This is a genomic window from Pararhodobacter zhoushanensis (genome assembly GCF_025949695.1).
Lineage (GTDB): Bacteria > Pseudomonadota > Alphaproteobacteria > Rhodobacterales > Rhodobacteraceae > Pararhodobacter > Pararhodobacter zhoushanensis_A.
This window is the reverse complement of record NZ_JAPDFL010000001.1, coordinates 827,733-845,000: the sequence shown is the minus strand read 5'-3', so window position 1 is coordinate 845,000 and position 17,268 is coordinate 827,733. Positions and strand designations below refer to the sequence as shown.

16 protein-coding genes and 1 pseudogene (1 of these 17 cut by a window edge) are annotated in these 17,268 nt (G+C 65.6%); 6 read left to right on the top strand and 11 right to left on the bottom strand.

Going from position 1 to position 17,268, the window contains the following annotated elements; translation table 11 throughout:
- The 10 genes and pseudogenes from OKW52_RS04220 to OKW52_RS04175 form a co-directional block, all read right to left on the bottom strand.
- Positions 1 to 758, bottom strand: a pseudogene (locus tag OKW52_RS04220) (aspartate-semialdehyde dehydrogenase); it reaches 266 nt to the left of the window's first position.
- 103 nt (positions 759 to 861) lie between these two features.
- Positions 862 to 1,887, bottom strand: coding sequence for a glycosyltransferase family 4 protein (locus OKW52_RS04215; protein ID WP_264504599.1), 1,026 nt, complete (start codon positions 1,885 to 1,887; stop codon positions 862 to 864).
- Between the two features lie 9 nt (positions 1,888 to 1,896).
- Positions 1,897 to 3,087 (bottom strand): MFS transporter, encoded by a 1,191-nt coding sequence (locus OKW52_RS04210; protein ID WP_264504598.1) that lies wholly within the window; start codon positions 3,085 to 3,087, stop codon positions 1,897 to 1,899.
- Positions 3,088 to 3,377: 290 nt separating this feature from the next.
- On the bottom strand, positions 3,378 to 3,863 hold the full coding sequence (locus OKW52_RS04205) for an RNA pyrophosphohydrolase (protein ID WP_264507654.1): 486 nt from the start codon (positions 3,861 to 3,863) through the stop codon (positions 3,378 to 3,380).
- 11 nt (positions 3,864 to 3,874) lie between these two features.
- Positions 3,875 to 5,206 carry a S41 family peptidase gene (locus OKW52_RS04200; protein WP_264504597.1) on the bottom strand — a complete coding sequence of 444 codons (1,332 nt, stop codon included), beginning with the start codon at positions 5,204 to 5,206 and terminating at the stop codon, positions 3,875 to 3,877.
- A 53-nt stretch (positions 5,207 to 5,259) separates the two neighbouring features.
- Positions 5,260 to 6,126, bottom strand: a complete 867-nt coding sequence (locus tag OKW52_RS04195) for a murein hydrolase activator EnvC family protein (protein ID WP_264504596.1) — start codon at positions 6,124 to 6,126, stop codon at positions 5,260 to 5,262.
- 259 nt (positions 6,127 to 6,385) lie between these two features.
- On the bottom strand, positions 6,386 to 7,909 hold the full coding sequence (gene gpmI / locus OKW52_RS04190) for a 2,3-bisphosphoglycerate-independent phosphoglycerate mutase (RefSeq protein WP_264504595.1): 1,524 nt from the start codon (positions 7,907 to 7,909) through the stop codon (positions 6,386 to 6,388).
- Between the two features lie 323 nt (positions 7,910 to 8,232).
- Complete coding sequence (gene rlmH, locus OKW52_RS04185) at positions 8,233 to 8,703, bottom strand: 23S rRNA (pseudouridine(1915)-N(3))-methyltransferase RlmH (protein ID WP_264504594.1); 471 nt, start codon at positions 8,701 to 8,703, stop codon at positions 8,233 to 8,235.
- 6 nt (positions 8,704 to 8,709) lie between these two features.
- Positions 8,710 to 9,057: a ribosome silencing factor gene (rsfS, locus tag OKW52_RS04180; protein ID WP_264504593.1), complete on the bottom strand. Its 348-nt coding sequence runs from the start codon at positions 9,055 to 9,057 to the stop codon at positions 8,710 to 8,712.
- Between the two features lie 144 nt (positions 9,058 to 9,201).
- Positions 9,202 to 10,545 carry a mechanosensitive ion channel family protein gene (locus OKW52_RS04175; protein WP_264504592.1) on the bottom strand — a complete coding sequence of 448 codons (1,344 nt, stop codon included), beginning with the start codon at positions 10,543 to 10,545 and terminating at the stop codon, positions 9,202 to 9,204.
- A gap of 384 nt (positions 10,546 to 10,929) precedes the next feature.
- On the opposite strand from OKW52_RS04175, the gene leuC reads away from it, so the two are divergent.
- The 6 genes from leuC (at position 10,930) to OKW52_RS04145 (ending at position 15,982) form a co-directional block, all read left to right on the top strand.
- Complete coding sequence (gene leuC / locus OKW52_RS04170) at positions 10,930 to 12,336, top strand: 3-isopropylmalate dehydratase large subunit (RefSeq protein ID WP_264504591.1); 1,407 nt, start codon at positions 10,930 to 10,932, stop codon at positions 12,334 to 12,336.
- Positions 12,337 to 12,358: 22 nt separating this feature from the next.
- Positions 12,359 to 12,871, top strand: a complete 513-nt coding sequence (locus tag OKW52_RS04165) for an HdeD family acid-resistance protein (protein WP_264504590.1) — start codon at positions 12,359 to 12,361, stop codon at positions 12,869 to 12,871.
- A gap of 42 nt (positions 12,872 to 12,913) precedes the next feature.
- On the top strand, positions 12,914 to 13,519 hold the full coding sequence (gene leuD / locus OKW52_RS04160) for a 3-isopropylmalate dehydratase small subunit (RefSeq protein WP_264504589.1): 606 nt from the start codon (positions 12,914 to 12,916) through the stop codon (positions 13,517 to 13,519).
- A gap of 242 nt (positions 13,520 to 13,761) precedes the next feature.
- Complete coding sequence (locus OKW52_RS04155; protein ID WP_264504588.1) at positions 13,762 to 14,613, top strand: hypothetical protein; 852 nt, start codon at positions 13,762 to 13,764, stop codon at positions 14,611 to 14,613.
- 101 nt (positions 14,614 to 14,714) lie between these two features.
- Positions 14,715 to 15,593 carry an endonuclease/exonuclease/phosphatase family protein gene (locus OKW52_RS04150; protein ID WP_264504587.1) on the top strand — a complete coding sequence of 293 codons (879 nt, stop codon included), beginning with the start codon at positions 14,715 to 14,717 and terminating at the stop codon, positions 15,591 to 15,593.
- Positions 15,594 to 15,688: 95 nt separating this feature from the next.
- Positions 15,689 to 15,982: a DUF2218 domain-containing protein gene (locus tag OKW52_RS04145; RefSeq protein WP_264504586.1), complete on the top strand. Its 294-nt coding sequence runs from the start codon at positions 15,689 to 15,691 to the stop codon at positions 15,980 to 15,982.
- A gap of 91 nt (positions 15,983 to 16,073) precedes the next feature.
- On the opposite strand, the gene lhgO is transcribed toward OKW52_RS04145, so the two are convergent.
- Positions 16,074 to 17,261: an L-2-hydroxyglutarate oxidase gene (gene lhgO, locus OKW52_RS04140; protein ID WP_264504585.1), complete on the bottom strand. Its 1,188-nt coding sequence runs from the start codon at positions 17,259 to 17,261 to the stop codon at positions 16,074 to 16,076.
- Positions 17,262 to 17,268: the final 7 nt, after the last annotated feature.

Sequence of the window (17,268 nt, the reverse complement as noted above, 5' to 3'; positions counted from 1 at the left end):
TCTTCGAATTCGATGTTGATCGATTCCGAATGGCCGACGAAAACCGGCACCCGCACGCAGGTCGCGGTGACCTTGATCTTGGGATCGAGGATCTTCTTGGTCTCGGCGACCATCTTCCACTCTTCCTTGGTCGAACCATCGTCCAGGAAGACGTCGATATGCGGGATCACGTTGAAGGCGATCTGCTTGGGATAGACCGAGGGCGCGACTTCCTGACCGGGCACGAAGATGCCCTTGGTCTGGTTCCACAGCTCGTCGATCGCCTCTTTGCCCGTGCCCGACACCGACTGATAGGTCGACACCACCACCCGCTTGATGCGCGCGCGGTCGTGCAGGGGCTTGAGGGCCACCACCATCTGCGCGGTCGAGCAGTTGGGGTTGGCGATGATCATCTTCTTTTTATAGCCCAGCACCGCATCGGCGTTCACCTCGGGCACCACCAGCGGCACATCGGGGTCATAGCGATACAGCGACGAGTTATCGATCACCACACAACCGGACGCCGCAGCGCGGGGTGCGTAGATCTTGGTCGCATCCGAGCCGATGGCGAACAGGGCGATGTCCCAGCCAGTGAAATCGAAATTCTCGATATCCTGACATTTCAATGTCTTGTCGCCAAAGCTGCATTCAGTACCAAGGGAGCGACGAGACGCCAGCGCGGCGATCTCATCGACAGGGAACTCCCTCTCGGAAAGAATATTCAGCATTTCGCGGCCCACGTTCCCCGTGGCGCCGACAACGACGACTCGATAGCCCATCAGGACCTCCATCTCGAAAGAACGCTGCCGAGTAGCGGATTGCCGGTGCAATGGAAAGAGGCGGCAGCTTTTTCCCGCGCAGTGATGCGCGAATCACGCGGCTTCAGGGCAGCAGGCTGCGGTAGATCGCGATCAGCGCGTCGGCCTCGTCCTGCAGGCGGAACCCGTTTTCGACATGCGCGCGGGCGGTCGTGCCCGCATTCTGCCGCAACTGGGCATCGTCAAGGAAGGGTGCAACCCCCGCAGCCAGCGCCGGGATGTCATCAGGCGGGACCAACGCACCGGTCTGGGGCGTGACGATCTCGGGGAACGCGCCCACGGTCGTGGCCACCACCGGCACACCGCAGGCCATCGCTTCCAGCGGGGTCAGGCCGAACCCTTCCCAGCGTTGCGGCGCGACATAGAGGTCGAGCACGCGATACCAGTCGGCCATGCGGTCTACGCTGACCTCGGGCAAAAAGAGGATGCGGTCGCTCAGCCCCGCCTCGGCCACCCGCGCCTTGAGCTGGTCGAGGAACCCGTTCTGGCCTTCGGTCGCGCGGCCCATCACCAGCGCGGTCACGCCGGGCCGGTCGGGCAGCAGCGCGATCATCGCCTCGACGAACGCATCGGTGCCCTTTTGCGCGCGGATGCGGCCGTAGCAGCCGACCAGCACGCCATCCGGCACGCCCAATGTCTGACGCAGCGCGGCGCGGTCATGGGCCGGTGTGAAAGTCTTGGTGTCGATGCCGTGCAGGATCACCGTCGCCGGTTGCTCAAGATACGCCGCCGTGCGCGCCGACGCCGCCACCACCGCGTCCATCTTGCCGATCAGCCAGCGGGTATACCCCGAATGCTTGCGCTGGCTGGCCGAGGTGAAAAGCAGCTTCAACCGGCTCAACCCCAGCACGCGCAGGATCAGACCCAGCGCCATTTCGGTATTGCGCCGCGCGTGCCAGACGCGGGTGCGGCGCGGCAGGAAGGGGATCTTCCAAAGCGGCACATGCGGCACGCCCGCAGGCAGGCCCGGCCCGGTCGCAACAATCCCGATGCTGCGCGCCTGTACCGGCACCAGCCGCACGATCGTGGACGTGACACCCGACAGGCGGCGCTTGAGGTTCGGGGCGATGACGTCGATTCCGGTGCTCATGCCGGGGTTTTAACGCCCCGCTTCGCCCCTGTCGCGGGCAAAGAGATAAAAGCCGATGCCGACCAGATTGGGCAGCAGGAAGAACAGGAACAGCAGACCATAGGCATGCGCCGGATCGCGCCCGTCTGAGGCCGCCTCGAACACCGGGCGCGAGGCGAACTGCATCAGCGCCACGCCCGAGATGGAGAACATGTTCAGCAGCGTCACCCCCCGGCCCAGCAGATGCGGCGGCAGGAAGCTGCGACCATGCGCCATGACCACCGGGAACGACGCGCCCAGAAAACCCACCGCCGCCAACAGCGCCGCGGCGGCCCAGATGCCGCTGCCCGGCGTCAGCCACAACGCGGCCAGCGCCAGCGACAGCCCGATATTGCCGACCAGAACGACGCGCTTGTGACTGCCAAACAGCCGGTCGGCGGGACCATAGGCGAAATTGCCCAGGATCATCGCCAGCCCCATGACCAGCGTCACCGTGCCGATCAGCGCCGCATCGGCGCCATGGACCGACGCCAGATACGGCCCGGCCCACAACCCGCGAATCCCCGCCGCCGCCGCGTAATTGGTCATCGCCAGCGGCAGGATCAGCCACAGGCCCGGCAGACGCAGCACGTCCAGCACCGAGCCACCGTCGCCCGGCGCGTGCACCAGCCGCTCGGGGTCGCGCACAAAGATCACCAGTGCCAGCGCGACCACCAACGTCACCCCCGCCAGCGCGATCAGCGTCTCGCGCCAGCCAAAGGCCGCGACCACTGCCGCCAAAGGCGCGGCCCCGGCCAGATTGCCCAGACTGCCCAGCCCGATGATCGCCGCTGCCAGCGTGCCGAACAGCGCGGGGCGAAAGCTGCGGCCAAAGATATAGTAAGACGCCATGAGCACCGGCGAACAGCCGACCCCGATCAGCACCATCGCCAGATGGATACCCCACGGCCCCGTCGCCTGCGAAAACACCAGCGCCCCGGTGCCTCCGCCCAGCGCCAGCAACACGCTGACTGTCCATCGCGGCCCGATCCGGTCCAGCGCGGCACCGACCGGGATCTGCATCAGCGCAAAAGCGAGGAACCAAAGGCCAGACGACAGCGCCAGATCCTCAGGGCCTGCGCCGATCTCGCTGCCCAGAACTGGCGAGAGAACGGCCAGAAAGGCGCGGTAGAACTGGCTGAGCACATAGGCGATGACCAGAAAAAACAGACCGGTTTTCATGTCTTCCCGGCTCCCCCGGATGCGCTGCCGCGCCGTATTTCGACGCGACCTTGGCGCAAAGCCTGCGAAAGGTCCAGATCACGCAAACCATGCTGCAAGGCGCGCCGCCGCCTCTCGTTTCGCCGGCAGACGTAGGGCGATTTCCCCGACGTGTCGCAGGGCTGCGTTTCGTCGCGTCAGGCTCTTTGGCTGCTGTGTCTGCGTCGTTGCGCACCAATAAAGCCCGCTGAGACCGAAAAAGGGGACGCGGTTGCCCGCGTCCCCTCTTCATGTCGTCGTGGCGCAAAGCCTCAGGCCAGATGCGCCCGGAACTCGTCGACCACGCGACTGTAAAGCGCGCGCTTGAAGGGCACGATCGCCGCGATCATCTCGTCCCCGCTGATCCAGCGCCAGGCGCTGAACTCGGGGTGCTCTTGCTCAAGATTGATCTGATCGTCGCGGCCCAGATAGCGCAGCAGGAACCACTTCTGTTTTTGCCCGCGAAACCGGCCCTTCCAGATGGTCGGAACCAGCTCGAGCGGCAGATCATAGGTCAGCCAGCCGTCCGTCTCGGCCACCACCTGTACCAGCGCGGGCGGCACGCCGGTCTCTTCTTCCAGCTCCCGCAAGGCAGCGGCGCGGGCGTCTTCACCCTCGTCGATCCCGCCCTGCGGCATCTGCCACGCCGGCACCGCGCTATCGAGCCGCTGCGCGGCAAAGATCAACCCCGAAGGGTTGATCAGCATGACACCAACATTGGGCCGGTACGGCAGCGCCGCGATCTGCTCAGGCGTCATCGTGCGCGTGCTCACTGTCCGTTCATCACCGACAGACCGCGCAGGATGTCCAGCGCATAGGCCAGCTGGTAATCCTCTTCGCGCAGTTGCGAGACTTCCTCGGCGGCGCGCTCTTCCTCTTCCATCTGCCGACGCTCGTCATCGGTGATGGTTTCGTTGTTGAAGGCACCACGCAGAGTGGATTCGCTGCGCGCGGGACGTGTGGCTTCTTCCGGTGCCACAGCCTCGTCATGGCGCGGCGGCTGGTGCACGACGATATCGGGGGCAACGCCCAGCGCCTGAATCGACCGGCCCGAGGGCGTGTAATACAGCGCCGTGGTCAGACGCACCGCGCCATCGCCGCGCAGCGGGATCAGCGACTGGACCGAGCCTTTGCCGAAGCTGCGCTCGCCCACGATCACCGCGCGGCGATGATCCTGCAAGGCACCGGCGACGATTTCGCTGGCCGAGGCCGAGCCGCCGTTGACCAGAACCACCATCGGGTGCCCGTCGATCAGATCGCCGGAAGTGGCGTTGTAGCGGTCGCCCTGCCCTTCGGAACGGCCCCGGGTCGAGACGATCTCGCCTTGTTCAAGGAACGCATCCGACACCTGAATGGCCTGAGTCAGCAAGCCACCGGGGTTGTTGCGCAGATCCAGAACGACGCCCTGCAACTGCTCGATACCGCCGATTTCGGCAATGCCATCGGCCAGCTGCGAGGCGAGGTTGTCATAGGTCTGCTCGTTGAACGTGGTCACGCGCAGCACAACGATGCTGCCCTCGATCCGGCTGCGCACGGCGCGCAGGCGGATGGTGTCACGGATGATCGACAGATCGAACGGCTCGGCCACGCCCTCGCGCAGGATGGTCACGACGATCTCGGACCCGACCGGGCCGCGCATCAGATCCACCGCTTCGGGCAGCGTCAGCCCCATCAGCCCCACGCCGTCCACATGCGTCAGCAGATCGCCCGGCTGAACACCGGCCTGCGCGGCAGGCGTGTCGTCCATCGGGGTGATGACGCGGACATAGCCGTCCTGCTGGGTGATCTCGATCCCCAGACCGCCAAAGGCACCGCGCGTCTGCACGCGCATGTCTTCGTAATCATCGGGGGGCAGATAGCTGGAATGTGGATCAAGCGAGTTCAGCATGCCGTTGATCGCCGCCTGAACCAGCGCACCGCTATCGGCCTCGGTCACATATTGCGAGCGGATCAGCTCGAACACATTGCCGAACAGGTCGAGCTGATCATAGACCGATTGCTCGGCGTCCTGCTCCTGCGCCAGAAGCGGGCCGGCCACCTGTGTCGACAGCACCGCGCCGCCCAGAATGCCTGCCGCTGCCGCCACCAGATATTTGTTCATCGTTCCATCCCGTATGTCGGTCGGGCGCACAAGGTGCACCCTCTGCGGCCTCTTCAGGGCCGCTGTCCACTCAAGTCGAACCAGTCGGCCGGGTCAATGGCTTGCCCGCCCTGTCTGAGTTCCAGATACAGCGTTTCGCTGCGTCCCGCTACCGGGGCCGCCTGCACAAACTCGTCACCCGCGACCGAGCCGCCGGGCATCATCCCCAGCGCATCGCCCTGTGCAACGACATCGCCGGTGCGCGGATAAACCGCGTCCAGCCCGGCAATAACGATCAGCCAGCCCTCGCCCGGTTCCAGCAACACAACCGTGCCGTAATCCAGAAGCGGGCCGCGATAGCGCACGGTGCCATACCACGGCGCGGTCACCAACGCCCCCGGCTCGGTCGCCATCACCAGACCGGGACGGTTGATCCCGGCGGTATCGGCCTCGCCGAACCGGCGCAGGATCGCACCGATCACCGGCAGCTCCAGCCGCCCGCGCGCACTGGCAAACACCGGCAGATCCGACGACGCGCCCGACGGACGCTCGGCCAGACTGGTCGCCAGTTCCTGCAAGGTGCGCACCGAATTGAGCAGCGCCAGCATCCGCGTTTCGTCATCGCCGACACGCGGGGGCAGATCACGGCGGTCGGCAATGGCTTGCGACAGCTCGGCCCGGGCGTCCTGCAAACTGGACAACCCGTCGGCCAGCGTTTCAACGGCGGTTTCGCGCAGTGACCGCAACGCCGCCAGTTCCCGCGCCAGCGCGCCGATGCGCGCGGCTTCGGCCTGCATACCGGCGGCAACATCGGCAATCATCATGCCCGACCGTGCCGTGGCCAGCGGTCCCTGCGGATGGACCAGCATCACCGGCCCCTCGATCCGTTCGACGGCCATCATCGCGCCCAGGATCTCGGCTGACCTCGGCCTGCTGCGCATCAAGCACGCGGTTGATTGCGGCCTCGCGCAGCGAGGCTTCGCGCAGCCCTTCACGCAGCGCCGACAACCCGGCCTCATGCGCCTGAATCGCCTGCGTCAACGCCGCGACCTGATCGGGCGCGCGGCCCGCGTCAGCCAGCGAATCAATCGCATTGAGCAGATCAACCGCCGCCGCCTGCGCGTTCTCCGCCGTATCCGCCCCGGCCTGAGCCCCGCTCAGACAGGCCAGAACCGCCAGAACCCGCGCAATCCGCATCCCTCAACCCCGCCGGATCAGGCTGTGACCGGTCATCTCGTCGGGCTGCGGCAGCCCCATCATCTCAAGCAACGTCGGCGCGACATCGGCCAGACGCCCCTCATCCAGCGTCACCGCCTCGGGCCAGTTGACCAGCGCCACGGGCACCAGATTGGTGGTGTGCGCGGTGTGCGGCCCGCCGGTGGCGTAATCGATCATCGTCTCGCAATTGCCGTGATCAGCCGTCAGGAGCATCGCCCCGCCGACCTTTTCCAGCGCTTCCAGCACGCGACCCAGATCGCGGTCGACCTCTTCCACGGCCTTGATCCCGGCTTCGACGATGCCGGTGTGTCCGACCATGTCAGGGTTGGCGTAATTCACCACGATCAGGTCATAGCCTTCCTCGATCGCCGCGACGAAATGATCGGTGACTTCAGGCGCCGACATCTCGGGCTGCAGGTCATAGGTGGCGACCTTGGGGCTGGAGGGCATGAAGCGATCCTCGCCCTCTTCCGGCGTTTCACGACCGCCGTTCAGGAAGAAGGTAACATGCGGGTATTTCTCGGTCTCGGCCAGCCGGAACTGGCGCAGGCCCTGCTTGGCCACCCATTCACCCAACGTGTTGCGGATCACCCGCTTGGGAAAGGCCGTGTGCATGAAGGCGTTGTGGGCATCGGAATACTCGACCATGCCCAAAAGCATGGCCCAGTTGACCCGGTTCTTGACCGCGAACCCGTTGAACGCCGGCGCACCGATCGCGGCCAGGATCTCGCGCGCGCGGTCGGCGCGGAAGTTCAGACAGAACAGACCATCGCCGCCCCGCGCGCCCTTGTAGTCGCCAAGGACGGTGGGGGTGATGAACTCATCCGTCTCCCCGGCGGCATAGGCTTCGGCCACCGCCTCAGCGGCACCGGCGCAGGGCTTACCCTGCCCCTCGACCATTGCGTCATAGGCGCGCTCGACCCGTTCCCAGCGCGAGTCGCGGTCCATCGCCCAATAGCGCCCGATCACCGTGGCGATTGTCGCGCCGGCAGGGAGATCCGACAGCAGATCATCGATGAAGCCTTGCGCTGACTTGGGGGCAACGTCGCGGCCGTCGGTGATCGCATGGATCGCAACCGGGATCCCGGCCCCGGCAATCGCCTTCACTGCGGCTTTCAGATGGCTGATGTGGCCATGCACCCCGCCATCCGAGACCACGGCCATCAGATGCGCCGTGCCACCGCTGTCTTGCAACCGCGCGATGAACTCACCCAGCGCGGCATTGGCGGCGAAGGAGCCATCCTCGACCGCCAGATCGATCTGCCCCAGATCCATCGCCACCACCCGGCCCGCGCCGATATTGGTGTGCCCGACCTCGGAATTGCCCATCTGACCGGTGGGCAGACCGACGTCGGGACCAAAGGTCACCAGAGTGGCGTTTGGGCAGGTCGCCATGACACGGTCGAAATTGGGGGTGTCGGCCAGCGCGACGGCGTTGCCCAGAGGGTTGGGGTTGATGCCCCAGCCGTCCAGAATGCACAGAACGACAGGTTTGGCGCGGGTCATAGGCGGTCTCCGTTGCATGGCCGACTGTCTAAGCGGGCGGCGGCGCAGGAGCAATGCCCAAGGGCCGACGCTACGCGAGATGTCGCGGGGACGTGAGCGTTTCGCCTTCAGGCGACCAGGCAAGGGGGGCCTTCTGCCCCCTCTTCGGCCAAAGCCGAATTCACCCCCCGAGGATATTTGAAGAGCAAAGAAAGCGCGGTTAACCCTTCGTTAACGCCCCTCTTTGCTCGTTAAATATCCCGGGGCGGGCCGGAACGGCCCGGCGGGGGCAGCGCCCCCGAGCGGCGCGAGGGCCCTCGATGGGCCCGAGCGCCGCCACCCCCTCACACCCGATGATACGGCGAGCCCGCCAGAATTGTCGCCGCGCGATAGAGTTGCTCGGCCAGCATCACCCGCGCCAGGGCGTGCGGCCAGACCATCTGCCCGAACGACAGCGCCGCATCTGCCCCCGCGCGCAGCGATGGGGCGAGCCCGTCTGCGCCGCCGATAAAGAACGCCACATCCTGCGCGCCCGTGTCACGCCAGCGCTCCAGCCGCCCGGCGAACTCGGGCGAGGTCATCACCGCGCCGCGCTCGTCCAGCATCACGCGCACCGCGCCCTGCGGGCAGGCGCGGTCGAGCAGCGCAGCCTCGGCTTCCATGCCGCCGCCGCGCTTGTCCTCGACCTCATGCTCCGCCGCCGGGCCAAGCCCCAAAGGCCGCCCGGTCCGGTCGAGGCGTTTCAGATAATCGTCGATCAGAACGCGTTCCGGGCCTGAACGGATCCTGCCCACCACGCACAGATGCAGCCGCATCGCACCTTAGTCCTGGCCGGTTGGCACCTGCCACATGCGTTCGAGTTGATAGAAGTCGCGCACTTCGGGGCGGAAGACATGCACCACGACGCCATTGGCGTCGATCAGCACCCAGTCGCCGGTTTCCTTGCCCTCGGACCGGGGCGTGATGCGGAACTGTTCCTTGAGCCGCTCGATCAGCTTTTCGGCGATGGCGCCAACCTGACGAGACGAACGACCCGAGGCGATCACCATGTAATCGGACATCGACGAGCGACCGCGCAGGTCGATCTTGACGACCTCTTCGGCTTTGTCGTCATCAAGGGATTGCAGGACCAATGCCAGTACATCGTCAGCCGTAAAATCACGGGCCATAGGTTCCGGGGCGGGGGCCGCAGGGGCGGCCGGGTCGATGTAAGACAGAGAACTGTCCTCCTGCAGGTAAATCTGACCCCTAATGTAACGCTTGCCGCAGCGAATCTCAATGGAGCGCGCACGACAGATCGCAGACGACGCGCATCAGTCCGCCGACGGCGGGTTTGCCACCACGGGACGGTCGCCCAGCACCCTGACTTCGCGCTGCGGGAAGGGGATCGAAATCTCGTTCTCCTTGAACGCATCCCACAGGGCCAGATACACCGCACCGCGGATATTGGTCAGCCCGGCCGAGGGGTCGCGGATCCAGAACCGCAGCAGATAATCCACCGACGACTCGCCGAAATCGATGATGTGGCAGACGGGTGCGGGCTGGCTCAGCACCCGCTGCGCCCCGGCCGCAGCGGCTATGGCGATCGCGCGGACCTTGTGCGGATCGTCGCCATAGGACGTGCCGAATTTCAGATCGAGCCGCACCAGATCATTCGAGTGTGACCAGTTCACCACCTGCCCGGTGATCAGGTCTTCGTTGGGGATCAGGTATTCCTTTCCGTCGCGTGTCACGACCGAAACATACCGTGCGCCCAAGGTGTTGATCCACCCAAAGGTGTCGCCCAGACTGATCACGTCGCCGGGCTTTACCGACTTGTCGAGCAGGATGATCACCCCCGATACAAGGTTTGACACCACCTTCTGCAGGCCAAACCCCAGACCAACACCAATGGCCCCCGACAGCACCGCCAACCCGGTCAGATCGAAACCCACGGCTTTCAGGCCGATGAAGAACGCCGCCCCGTACAGCGATATGCGTAACAGCTTGACCAGCAACTCCTGCATCGAGGGCGAGATGTCGGCATTGCCCCGGATCCGTTGCGACGAGGTGACCGCCAGGAAACGCGCAACAACGATCAACGCCGCGGTCAGCGCCAGCGCCTTGACCACGGTCAGCAGTGACAGCCGGAACTGCCCGAAGGTCACGGCGACCTGATCCATCGCGTAGGATGTCTCGTCCAGCAGACCCAGATAGTAAAGCGTCGCCCAGATCGACAGGCTCCAGACGACCAGAGTCCGCAAGAGCCGGTTGCGCACCAGTTGCGCGGCGATCCGAATCGCCAGCCAGGCGGTGGCGATCGTCGCCACCAGCACCAGCACATAGCGGCGCGAGGGAAAGGTGTAGAGCGCGGCAAACACGCCGACGGACAGCCACATCAGTGCGACGAACTCGATCAATGGCAACCGGCGCCGCAACACGATCAGCCAGCGAAGCTGCCATTTCGGCCGCCCTTCGAGGCCCCGCATCCACGCCTCGTACCGCGGCACGATCAGGCGGGCGAGGAGCCACGCCAGCACGATCATCGCCATAACGACGCCGATCTGCACCAGCCGCGAGGGCAGTAGCATCGTCGAGCCAAACGCAAGCAGAGCCTGCCAGAAGGCTGCGATACTGTCGGCCACGCTGCTCAGCCAGGTCGTGAACTCTCCATTCATGAAAGGAGTTTAGGGCAAGCGCGGCAGAAGTCCACGACGGCGACGGCTCGCCCGCCCCCGGTGCGCTGAAGCGCACCCTACCCCGGCAGCGACCGGCGCGCGGTGTTGGGGTCGCCGCCCGCGGTGGCACGCCGGGTAGGGTGCGCTTCAGCGCACCACCGTCCCGCAGGCGACGCGCCCGCAATCCTGTTGCCTGAGCGCGCATTCGGGCGTAAGACAGGCCCCATGATCCGCTTCTTTGACATGACCGATCACGCGCGCTTGCCGCAGCGTTTCTGCCGGGAAAACCGGTCTGTCCTCGCGCGTCTTCCAGCCTGACCCTTTTTGCCCCGCGCGGGGCACTCCGTCACGCCATCCATTCCCAATACGCGAAGTGAGAGAGCCATGACTGCTCCGAAAACGCTCTATGACAAGATCTGGGACGCGCATGTCGCCCAGGAAGCTGAAGACGGCACCTGCCTGCTGTATATCGACCGCCATCTGGTCCATGAAGTGACCAGCCCGCAGGCCTTTGAAGGCCTGCGTCTGGCCGGTCGCAGCGTGCGCGCGCCGGGCAAGACCATCGCCGTTCCCGACCATAACGTGCCCACCACCGAAGACCGCGTGAAGGGCATCGACAACGAGGAATCGCGCATTCAGGTCGACGCGCTCGACAAGAACGCCAAGGATTTCGGCATCCACTACTACCCCGTGTCCGACGCTCGTCAGGGCATCGTTCACATCGTCGGGCCCGAGCAGGGCTGGACCCTGCCCGGCATGACCGTCGCCTGCGGTGACAGCCACACGGCCACGCATGGCGCCTTCGGCTCGCTGGCGCACGGGATCGGCACCTCCGAGGTCGAGCATGTTCTGGCCACGCAGACGCTGATCCAGCGCAAGGGCAAGAACATGAAGGTCGAGATCACCGGCAAACTGATGCCCGGTGTCACGGCCAAGGACATCACGTTGGCGGTGATCGGCAAGACCGGCACGGCGGGCGGCACCGGCTATGTCATCGAATATTGCGGCGAGGCGATCCGCGCGCTGTCGATGGAAGGCCGCATGACCGTCTGCAACATGGCGATCGAAGGCGGCGCGCGCGCGGGCCTGATTGCGCCCGACGAGACCACCTTCGCCTATGTCATGGGCCGCCCGCATGCGCCCAAAGGCGCGGCGTGGGAGGCTGCGCTGGCCTATTGGAAGACGCTCTACACCGACGAAGGCGCGCATTTCGACAAGGTCGTCACGCTGCGCGGTGAAGATATCCAGCCCGTCGTCACCTGGGGCACCTCGCCCGAGGACGTGCTGCCGATCAGCGCAACCGTGCCCTCGCCGGACGATTTCACCGGCGGCAAGGTCGAGGCGGTCAAGCGCGCGCTTGACTACATGGGCCTGACGCCGGGCCAGAAACTGACCGACGCCAAGATCGACACCGTCTTCATCGGCTCGTGCACCAACGGCCGGATCGAGGATCTGCGCGCGGCGGCGGCCGTGCTCAAGGGCAAGAAGATCGCTGATGGCGTCCGCGCCATGGTCGTGCCCGGCTCGGGTCTGGTGCGGGCACAGGCGGAAGAAGAGGGTCTGGCGCAGATCTTCATCGACGCGGGCTTTGAATGGCGCATGGCGGGTTGCTCGATGTGTCTGGCGATGAACCCCGATCAGCTGGCCCCCGGCGAGCGGTGCGCCTCCACCTCGAACCGCAACTTCGAGGGTCGTCAGGGCTACAAGGGCCGCACCCATCTGCTCAGCCCCGGCATGGCCGCGGCGGCAGCGGTCACCGGCCATCTGACCGACGTGCGCGACTTCGCGTAACCGCAGCTAAAAGGGCAAACCGATGCGCAGCAGCACCGTTCTGATCGTTCTCGGCGTGATCCTTGGGGTCGGTGGCCTTCTGGCCATCGCCAACCCCTTCGCGGCCTCGCTGGCCGTGACCACGCTTGTGGGGATGCTCCTGATCCTCAGCGGCGCGCTGCAGCTCTGGGTCGGTGTCACCGACAAAGACGCGGCGCACCGGATCTGGACGGCGCTGATCGGGCTGGTTGGCCTGATCGCCGGGGTTTCGCTGATCGCGAACCCGCTGGCCGGGGTCATCTCGCTGACGCTGCTGGTCGGGATCGTGTTCCTGATCACCGGCGGCGCGCGTCTGGGCATGGCCTGGCGCCTGCGCGAGACCCGGCTCTTCTGGTTCCTGCTGCTTTCGGGCGCGGCGTCTTTGCTGATCGGCTTCATGGTCGTCGGCAACATCGCGGCGGCTGCCACCACGCTTCTTGGCCTGCTTCTGGGCATTCAGCTTCTCGCCGACGGCCTTGGCCTGCTCGCGCTGGGACTGACCGCCCGCAAGCGCTGACCCTTCTATCCGCGCGGGTGCGCCCGCCACACGGAGACCGACATGGACAAGTTCACCACACTCACCGGGATCGCGGCGCCCATGCCGCTGGTCAATATCGACACCGATATGATCATCCCCAAACTGTTCCTCAAAACCATCAAGCGTTCGGGTCTGGGCAAGAACCTGTTCGACGAGATGCGCTTTGATCGCGACGGCAACGAGAACCCCGATTTCGTTCTGAACCAGCCCGCCTACCGCAACGCCGAGATCATCGTTGCCGGTGACAACTTCGGCTGCGGCTCGTCGCGCGAACACGCCCCCTGGGCGCTGCTCGATTTCGGCATCCGCTGCGTGATCTCGACCAGCTTTGCCGACATCTTCTTCAACAACTGCTTCAAGAACGGCATCCTGCCGGTGATCTTGCCAGCCGAGGCCGTCAACTACCTGATGGATGATGCCACAAATGGGGCAAACGCCCGGATCACCGTTGATCTTGAGTCGCAGGTCGTCACCGCATCGGACGGCAAAACCTTCCCGTTCGAGGTCGACGCGTTCAAGAAACACTGCCTGATGAACGGTCTGGACGACATTGGTCTCAGTTTGGAAAAAGTGTCTGCAATTGATGCCTATGAAGAACGGGCAAAATTGCAGTATCCTTGGGTCTGATTTCAAACAATTTCAATGCCTTAAGGCGCTCCCTCGGGGGCGCCTCATTTTTACCTTATGTTTGATGCAAAGCTGCGACATTTCCGCCTCGAAATCATCGCGATCGTCACCCACTGTTTGAAGGTCTCTTGCGGGAGTACGTGAAAGTGGGCAGAATTGTGGCAAAATTGAGGCAAGCCGCCACATTCCGACGGCGGCACAAACAACCCACCGGCTCTCACCGGCCGGCAAGGGGGTCGAGCATGGGTGATGCAAAATCGAAGTCGAACATCCCGGGCGCCGCCGCACGCGCCCTTTTGGTCGTTCTACTGGCAATTTTCCCCGCGCTCGTCGTGCCCTCTACCGCCCCTGATACCGCGCAAAGCATGCTGCTGCTGGCCGCCTTTGCCGGTGGCATCGTGTTTGCTGAATACGCCACCGAATATCCCGGCCTGATCGAATTCCGCTATGCCGCGCCGTTCAACCGCACCCGCTTTGCCCTGATCGCCGTCCTTGCCGTGCTGTTGTCGCTGATGCAGCGCAACGGGGTCGAACCGGGGCTTCTTGGCGGGCTGACCATGTCCGCAGCCAATCTTTGCGGTCAGTTGCTCGACTTCGGCATCAGCCCGGTGCGCCTGCTGATCGCCGCGCTGCCTGAGTCGACACCGCCCGTCCATCTGGATCTGGTGCGCGACGGCGCGGCGCTGGCCTTGGTACTGGCGATCACCACGGTTCTGGGCTTTGTCACCGCGATCCGCCTGAACGCCTGGCCGATGGGCACGGGCCCGTTCAACGTCTGGATCAACCTGCCCACCTTTGACCCGACTGCGGGCAATGACGTGGTTCTGCGCCTGCAACGCCATGCCCGCATTAACATTGCGTTAGGGGTTGTACTGCCATTCTTGCTGCCAGCCGGGGTGATCGCGTCCGAGCTGTTGATCAACCCGGTCACCCTGCTGTCGCCGATGGGCTTCGTGTGGGGGATCGTGCTGTGGGCCTATATCCCGGCCAGTCTGGTCATGCGCGGCGTCGCCATGGCCCGGGTCGCCAAGATGATCCGTGCCAGCCGCCGTCGCTTCGCCGATTCCGAAGGAAACGCCTTCGCAGCGGCCTGATCGCGTGGCTGCTCGCAGCCCTGCTCGCCTGCCCCCTGCTTGCGCAACCGATCCGGCTTGCGGTGTACCACACCGGCCTGAGCCGCGATGGCCCCGGTCTCTTGCTGCGAGACATCCGTCGGACAGAGCCCGATATCCTCGCCGCCCGCGACGCGCTGGTCGCCCTGAACCCCGACGCGGTGCTGCTCCTCGATGTCGACCATGACCGCGACCTGCTGGCAGTGTCCGCCTTCGCCACCCTCCTGAGCGACGCAGGCCTGCCTCTCCTCCACCACTACGCGCCGCGCCCGAATACCGGCCTCGCCACCGGCCTCGATCTCGACGGCGACGGGCGCAGGGGCGAGGCCGACGATGCCCAGGGCTGGGGACGCTTCGCGGGCGCAGGCGGCATGGCCCTGCTCTCCCGCCATCCGATCGTCACCGCCACAGATCACAGCGCCTTCCTCTGGCGCGACCTGCCCGCCAGCCGCTACCCGCATGTCGGTGGCCAGCCCTTCCCCTCCGCTCAGGCCTTCGCCCTCCAGCGCCTCGCCTCGACCGGCTTGTGGGATGTCACCCTCGACACGCCCCAAGGCCCCCTCACCCTGCTCGCCTGGCACGCCGGCCCCCCTGTCTTCGGCGGCCCGCACCAGCGCAACCACTGGCGCAACGCGGACGAGACCGCCTTCTGGCGCTGGCGGCTCGATGGCGGCCTGAGCCCAGTCCCCGAACCGTTCGTCCTGCTCGGCGACGCCAACCTCGACCCGGCCGCCGGCGCCGGAGAGCGCGGCGACATCGCCGCCCTCCTCGCCCATCCCCGGCTGCAAGACCCGCTCAGCGGCCAGCCTACTGCCCACTGGCCGGACGGCCCCGGCGCGCTGCGCGTCGATTATGTGCTGCCCTCGGCAGTGCTGCGCCGGCGCGACAGCGGCCTTGTCTGGCCCACGCCCGACGCGACCCACGCCATCGTCTGGGTCGATCTGGACCTGCCAGCCCCTTGATCTCGCGCCAAAAGCGGGGTATTTTCGCAACTGAGAGCCACGCGACCGCATCGACGGCCGGCCAGCCACTCCTTCCCCCGATCAAAGGCCCTGCCATGAGCAATACCGTCACCACCAGCACCGCCGTGCTCACCACCGCCAATGCCAGCCGCTACCTGCAACAGCTGTGCAAGCATTTTGCCCACAAGATCCCTGCCAGCTTCGACACCGAAAAGGGCAAGATCGACTTCCCCTTCGGCACCTGCCACCTCACCGCCGCGGGCGAAACCCTGACCTTGACCGCCGAAACCGCCGAGCCCGAGATGCTTGAACGCCTGGAAGGCGTCATCGCCAGCCACCTCGAACGCTTCGCCTTCCGCGAAGAGCTCGCCATCAACTGGACCCGTTGACCGCATTTTCTGTCTGAAAATATCCACGGGGGTTTCTTAAGGGGGCGCGTGCGTCCCCCTTAAGCGGGGGTGCGGGGGCTGGCCCCCCGCCTTACCCGATCACCCGTCCCGCGATCAGGTCGCCAATCGGCAACGCCGAGGTCGCGGCAGGGGACGGCGCGTTGCAGACATGCAGCATCCGCGCCGTGTCCAGAAACAGGAAATCCTGCACCAGCTCGCCCTTGGCCCCCACCGCCTGCGCGCGGATGCCCGGTGCCATCGGCAGCAGATCGTCCAGCACCAAGGACGGGCAATAGCGGCGGCATTCTTCCAGATAGCGCCGCTTGAACAAGGAGTTGCCGATCTCGGTCAACCCGGGGCGGAGGTTCTGCCCGATCACCCGCCAGAAGCCGGGAAAGCCCAGCATCTCGGCCGTATCGCGCAATGAAACCGAAAATTTCGGATACCCCTCACGCGCAAAGCCCAGCATCGCATTCGGCCCCAGCGTCATCGCGCCGTCGATCAGCGGCGTCAGATGCACGCCCAGAAAGGGCAAGCCGGGTTCGGGCACCGGATAGATCATCGCCCGCGCGACATCCGACCGCTCGGGCCTCAGCCGCCAGTATTCGCCGCGAAACGGCACGATCCGGTGGTGGATCGCCAGCCCCGCCATCGTCGCCACGCGGTCCGATTGCAGCCCCGCGCAGGCCACCAGCCGCCGCGCCCGTACCGTCTCGCCCGCCAGCGCCGCCTCGACCCACGCGCCCTGCTCGACAATCCCCACCGGCGCCGCGCCATAGCGGATCTCGGCCCCCTGCGCGATGATCTCGTCAGCCAGTGCCGCCAGCACGCGCTTGTAATCGACGATCGCCGCCTCGGGCACCCAGATCGCCTTGCGCCCGGCAATCGCCGGTTCACGCTCGGCAATCTGTGGCCCTGCAACCAGCTCAGCCCTGATCCCGTTCTCCCCCGCCCGCGCAAACAGCGCGTCCAGCCGGGGCACCTCGTCCTCACGCGTGGCGACGATCAGCTTGCCGCGTTCGTCATAGGGAATGGCGTGCTGCTGGCAGAATTCCTTGGTCCGCGCCGCGCCCTCGCGGCAGAGCCTGGCCTTGAAGCTGCCCGGTTGGTAATAGATCCCCGAATGGATCACGCCCGAGTTATGCCCGGTCTGGTGCCGCCCCAGTTCCGGCTCTTTCTCCAGCACGATCAGACTGGCCCCCGGCTGTCGCGCCAGCAGCGCCCGCGCCGTCGCCAGCCCGACAATCCCGCCGCCAATCACACAGAAATCCCAGATCATCCCGCCC

Coding starts and splice junctions, on each gene's coding strand:
- OKW52_RS04215 (WP_264504599.1), bottom strand. CDS start 1,887: ATGAGCACCGGAATCGACGTCATCGCCCCGAACCTCAAGCGCCGCCTG.
- OKW52_RS04210 (WP_264504598.1), bottom strand. CDS start 3,087: ATGAAAACCGGTCTGTTTTTTCTGGTCATCGCCTATGTGCTCAGCCAG.
- OKW52_RS04205 (WP_264507654.1), bottom strand. CDS start 3,863: ATGACGCCTGAGCAGATCGCGGCGCTGCCGTACCGGCCCAATGTTGGT.
- OKW52_RS04200 (WP_264504597.1), bottom strand. CDS start 5,206: ATGAACAAATATCTGGTGGCGGCAGCGGCAGGCATTCTGGGCGGCGCG.
- OKW52_RS04195 (WP_264504596.1), bottom strand. CDS start 6,126: ATGCGCAGCAGGCCGAGGTCAGCCGAGATCCTGGGCGCGATGATGGCC.
- gpmI (WP_264504595.1), bottom strand. CDS start 7,909: ATGACCCGCGCCAAACCTGTCGTTCTGTGCATTCTGGACGGCTGGGGC.
- rlmH (WP_264504594.1), bottom strand. CDS start 8,703: ATGCGGCTGCATCTGTGCGTGGTGGGCAGGATCCGTTCAGGCCCGGAA.
- rsfS (WP_264504593.1), bottom strand. CDS start 9,057: ATGGCCCGTGATTTTACGGCTGACGATGTACTGGCATTGGTCCTGCAA.
- OKW52_RS04175 (WP_264504592.1), bottom strand. CDS start 10,545: ATGAATGGAGAGTTCACGACCTGGCTGAGCAGCGTGGCCGACAGTATC.
- leuC (WP_264504591.1), top strand. CDS start 10,930: ATGACTGCTCCGAAAACGCTCTATGACAAGATCTGGGACGCGCATGTC.
- OKW52_RS04165 (WP_264504590.1), top strand. CDS start 12,359: ATGCGCAGCAGCACCGTTCTGATCGTTCTCGGCGTGATCCTTGGGGTC.
- leuD (WP_264504589.1), top strand. CDS start 12,914: ATGGACAAGTTCACCACACTCACCGGGATCGCGGCGCCCATGCCGCTG.
- OKW52_RS04155 (WP_264504588.1), top strand. CDS start 13,762: ATGGGTGATGCAAAATCGAAGTCGAACATCCCGGGCGCCGCCGCACGC.
- OKW52_RS04145 (WP_264504586.1), top strand. CDS start 15,689: ATGAGCAATACCGTCACCACCAGCACCGCCGTGCTCACCACCGCCAAT.
- lhgO (WP_264504585.1), bottom strand. CDS start 17,261: ATGATCTGGGATTTCTGTGTGATTGGCGGCGGGATTGTCGGGCTGGCG.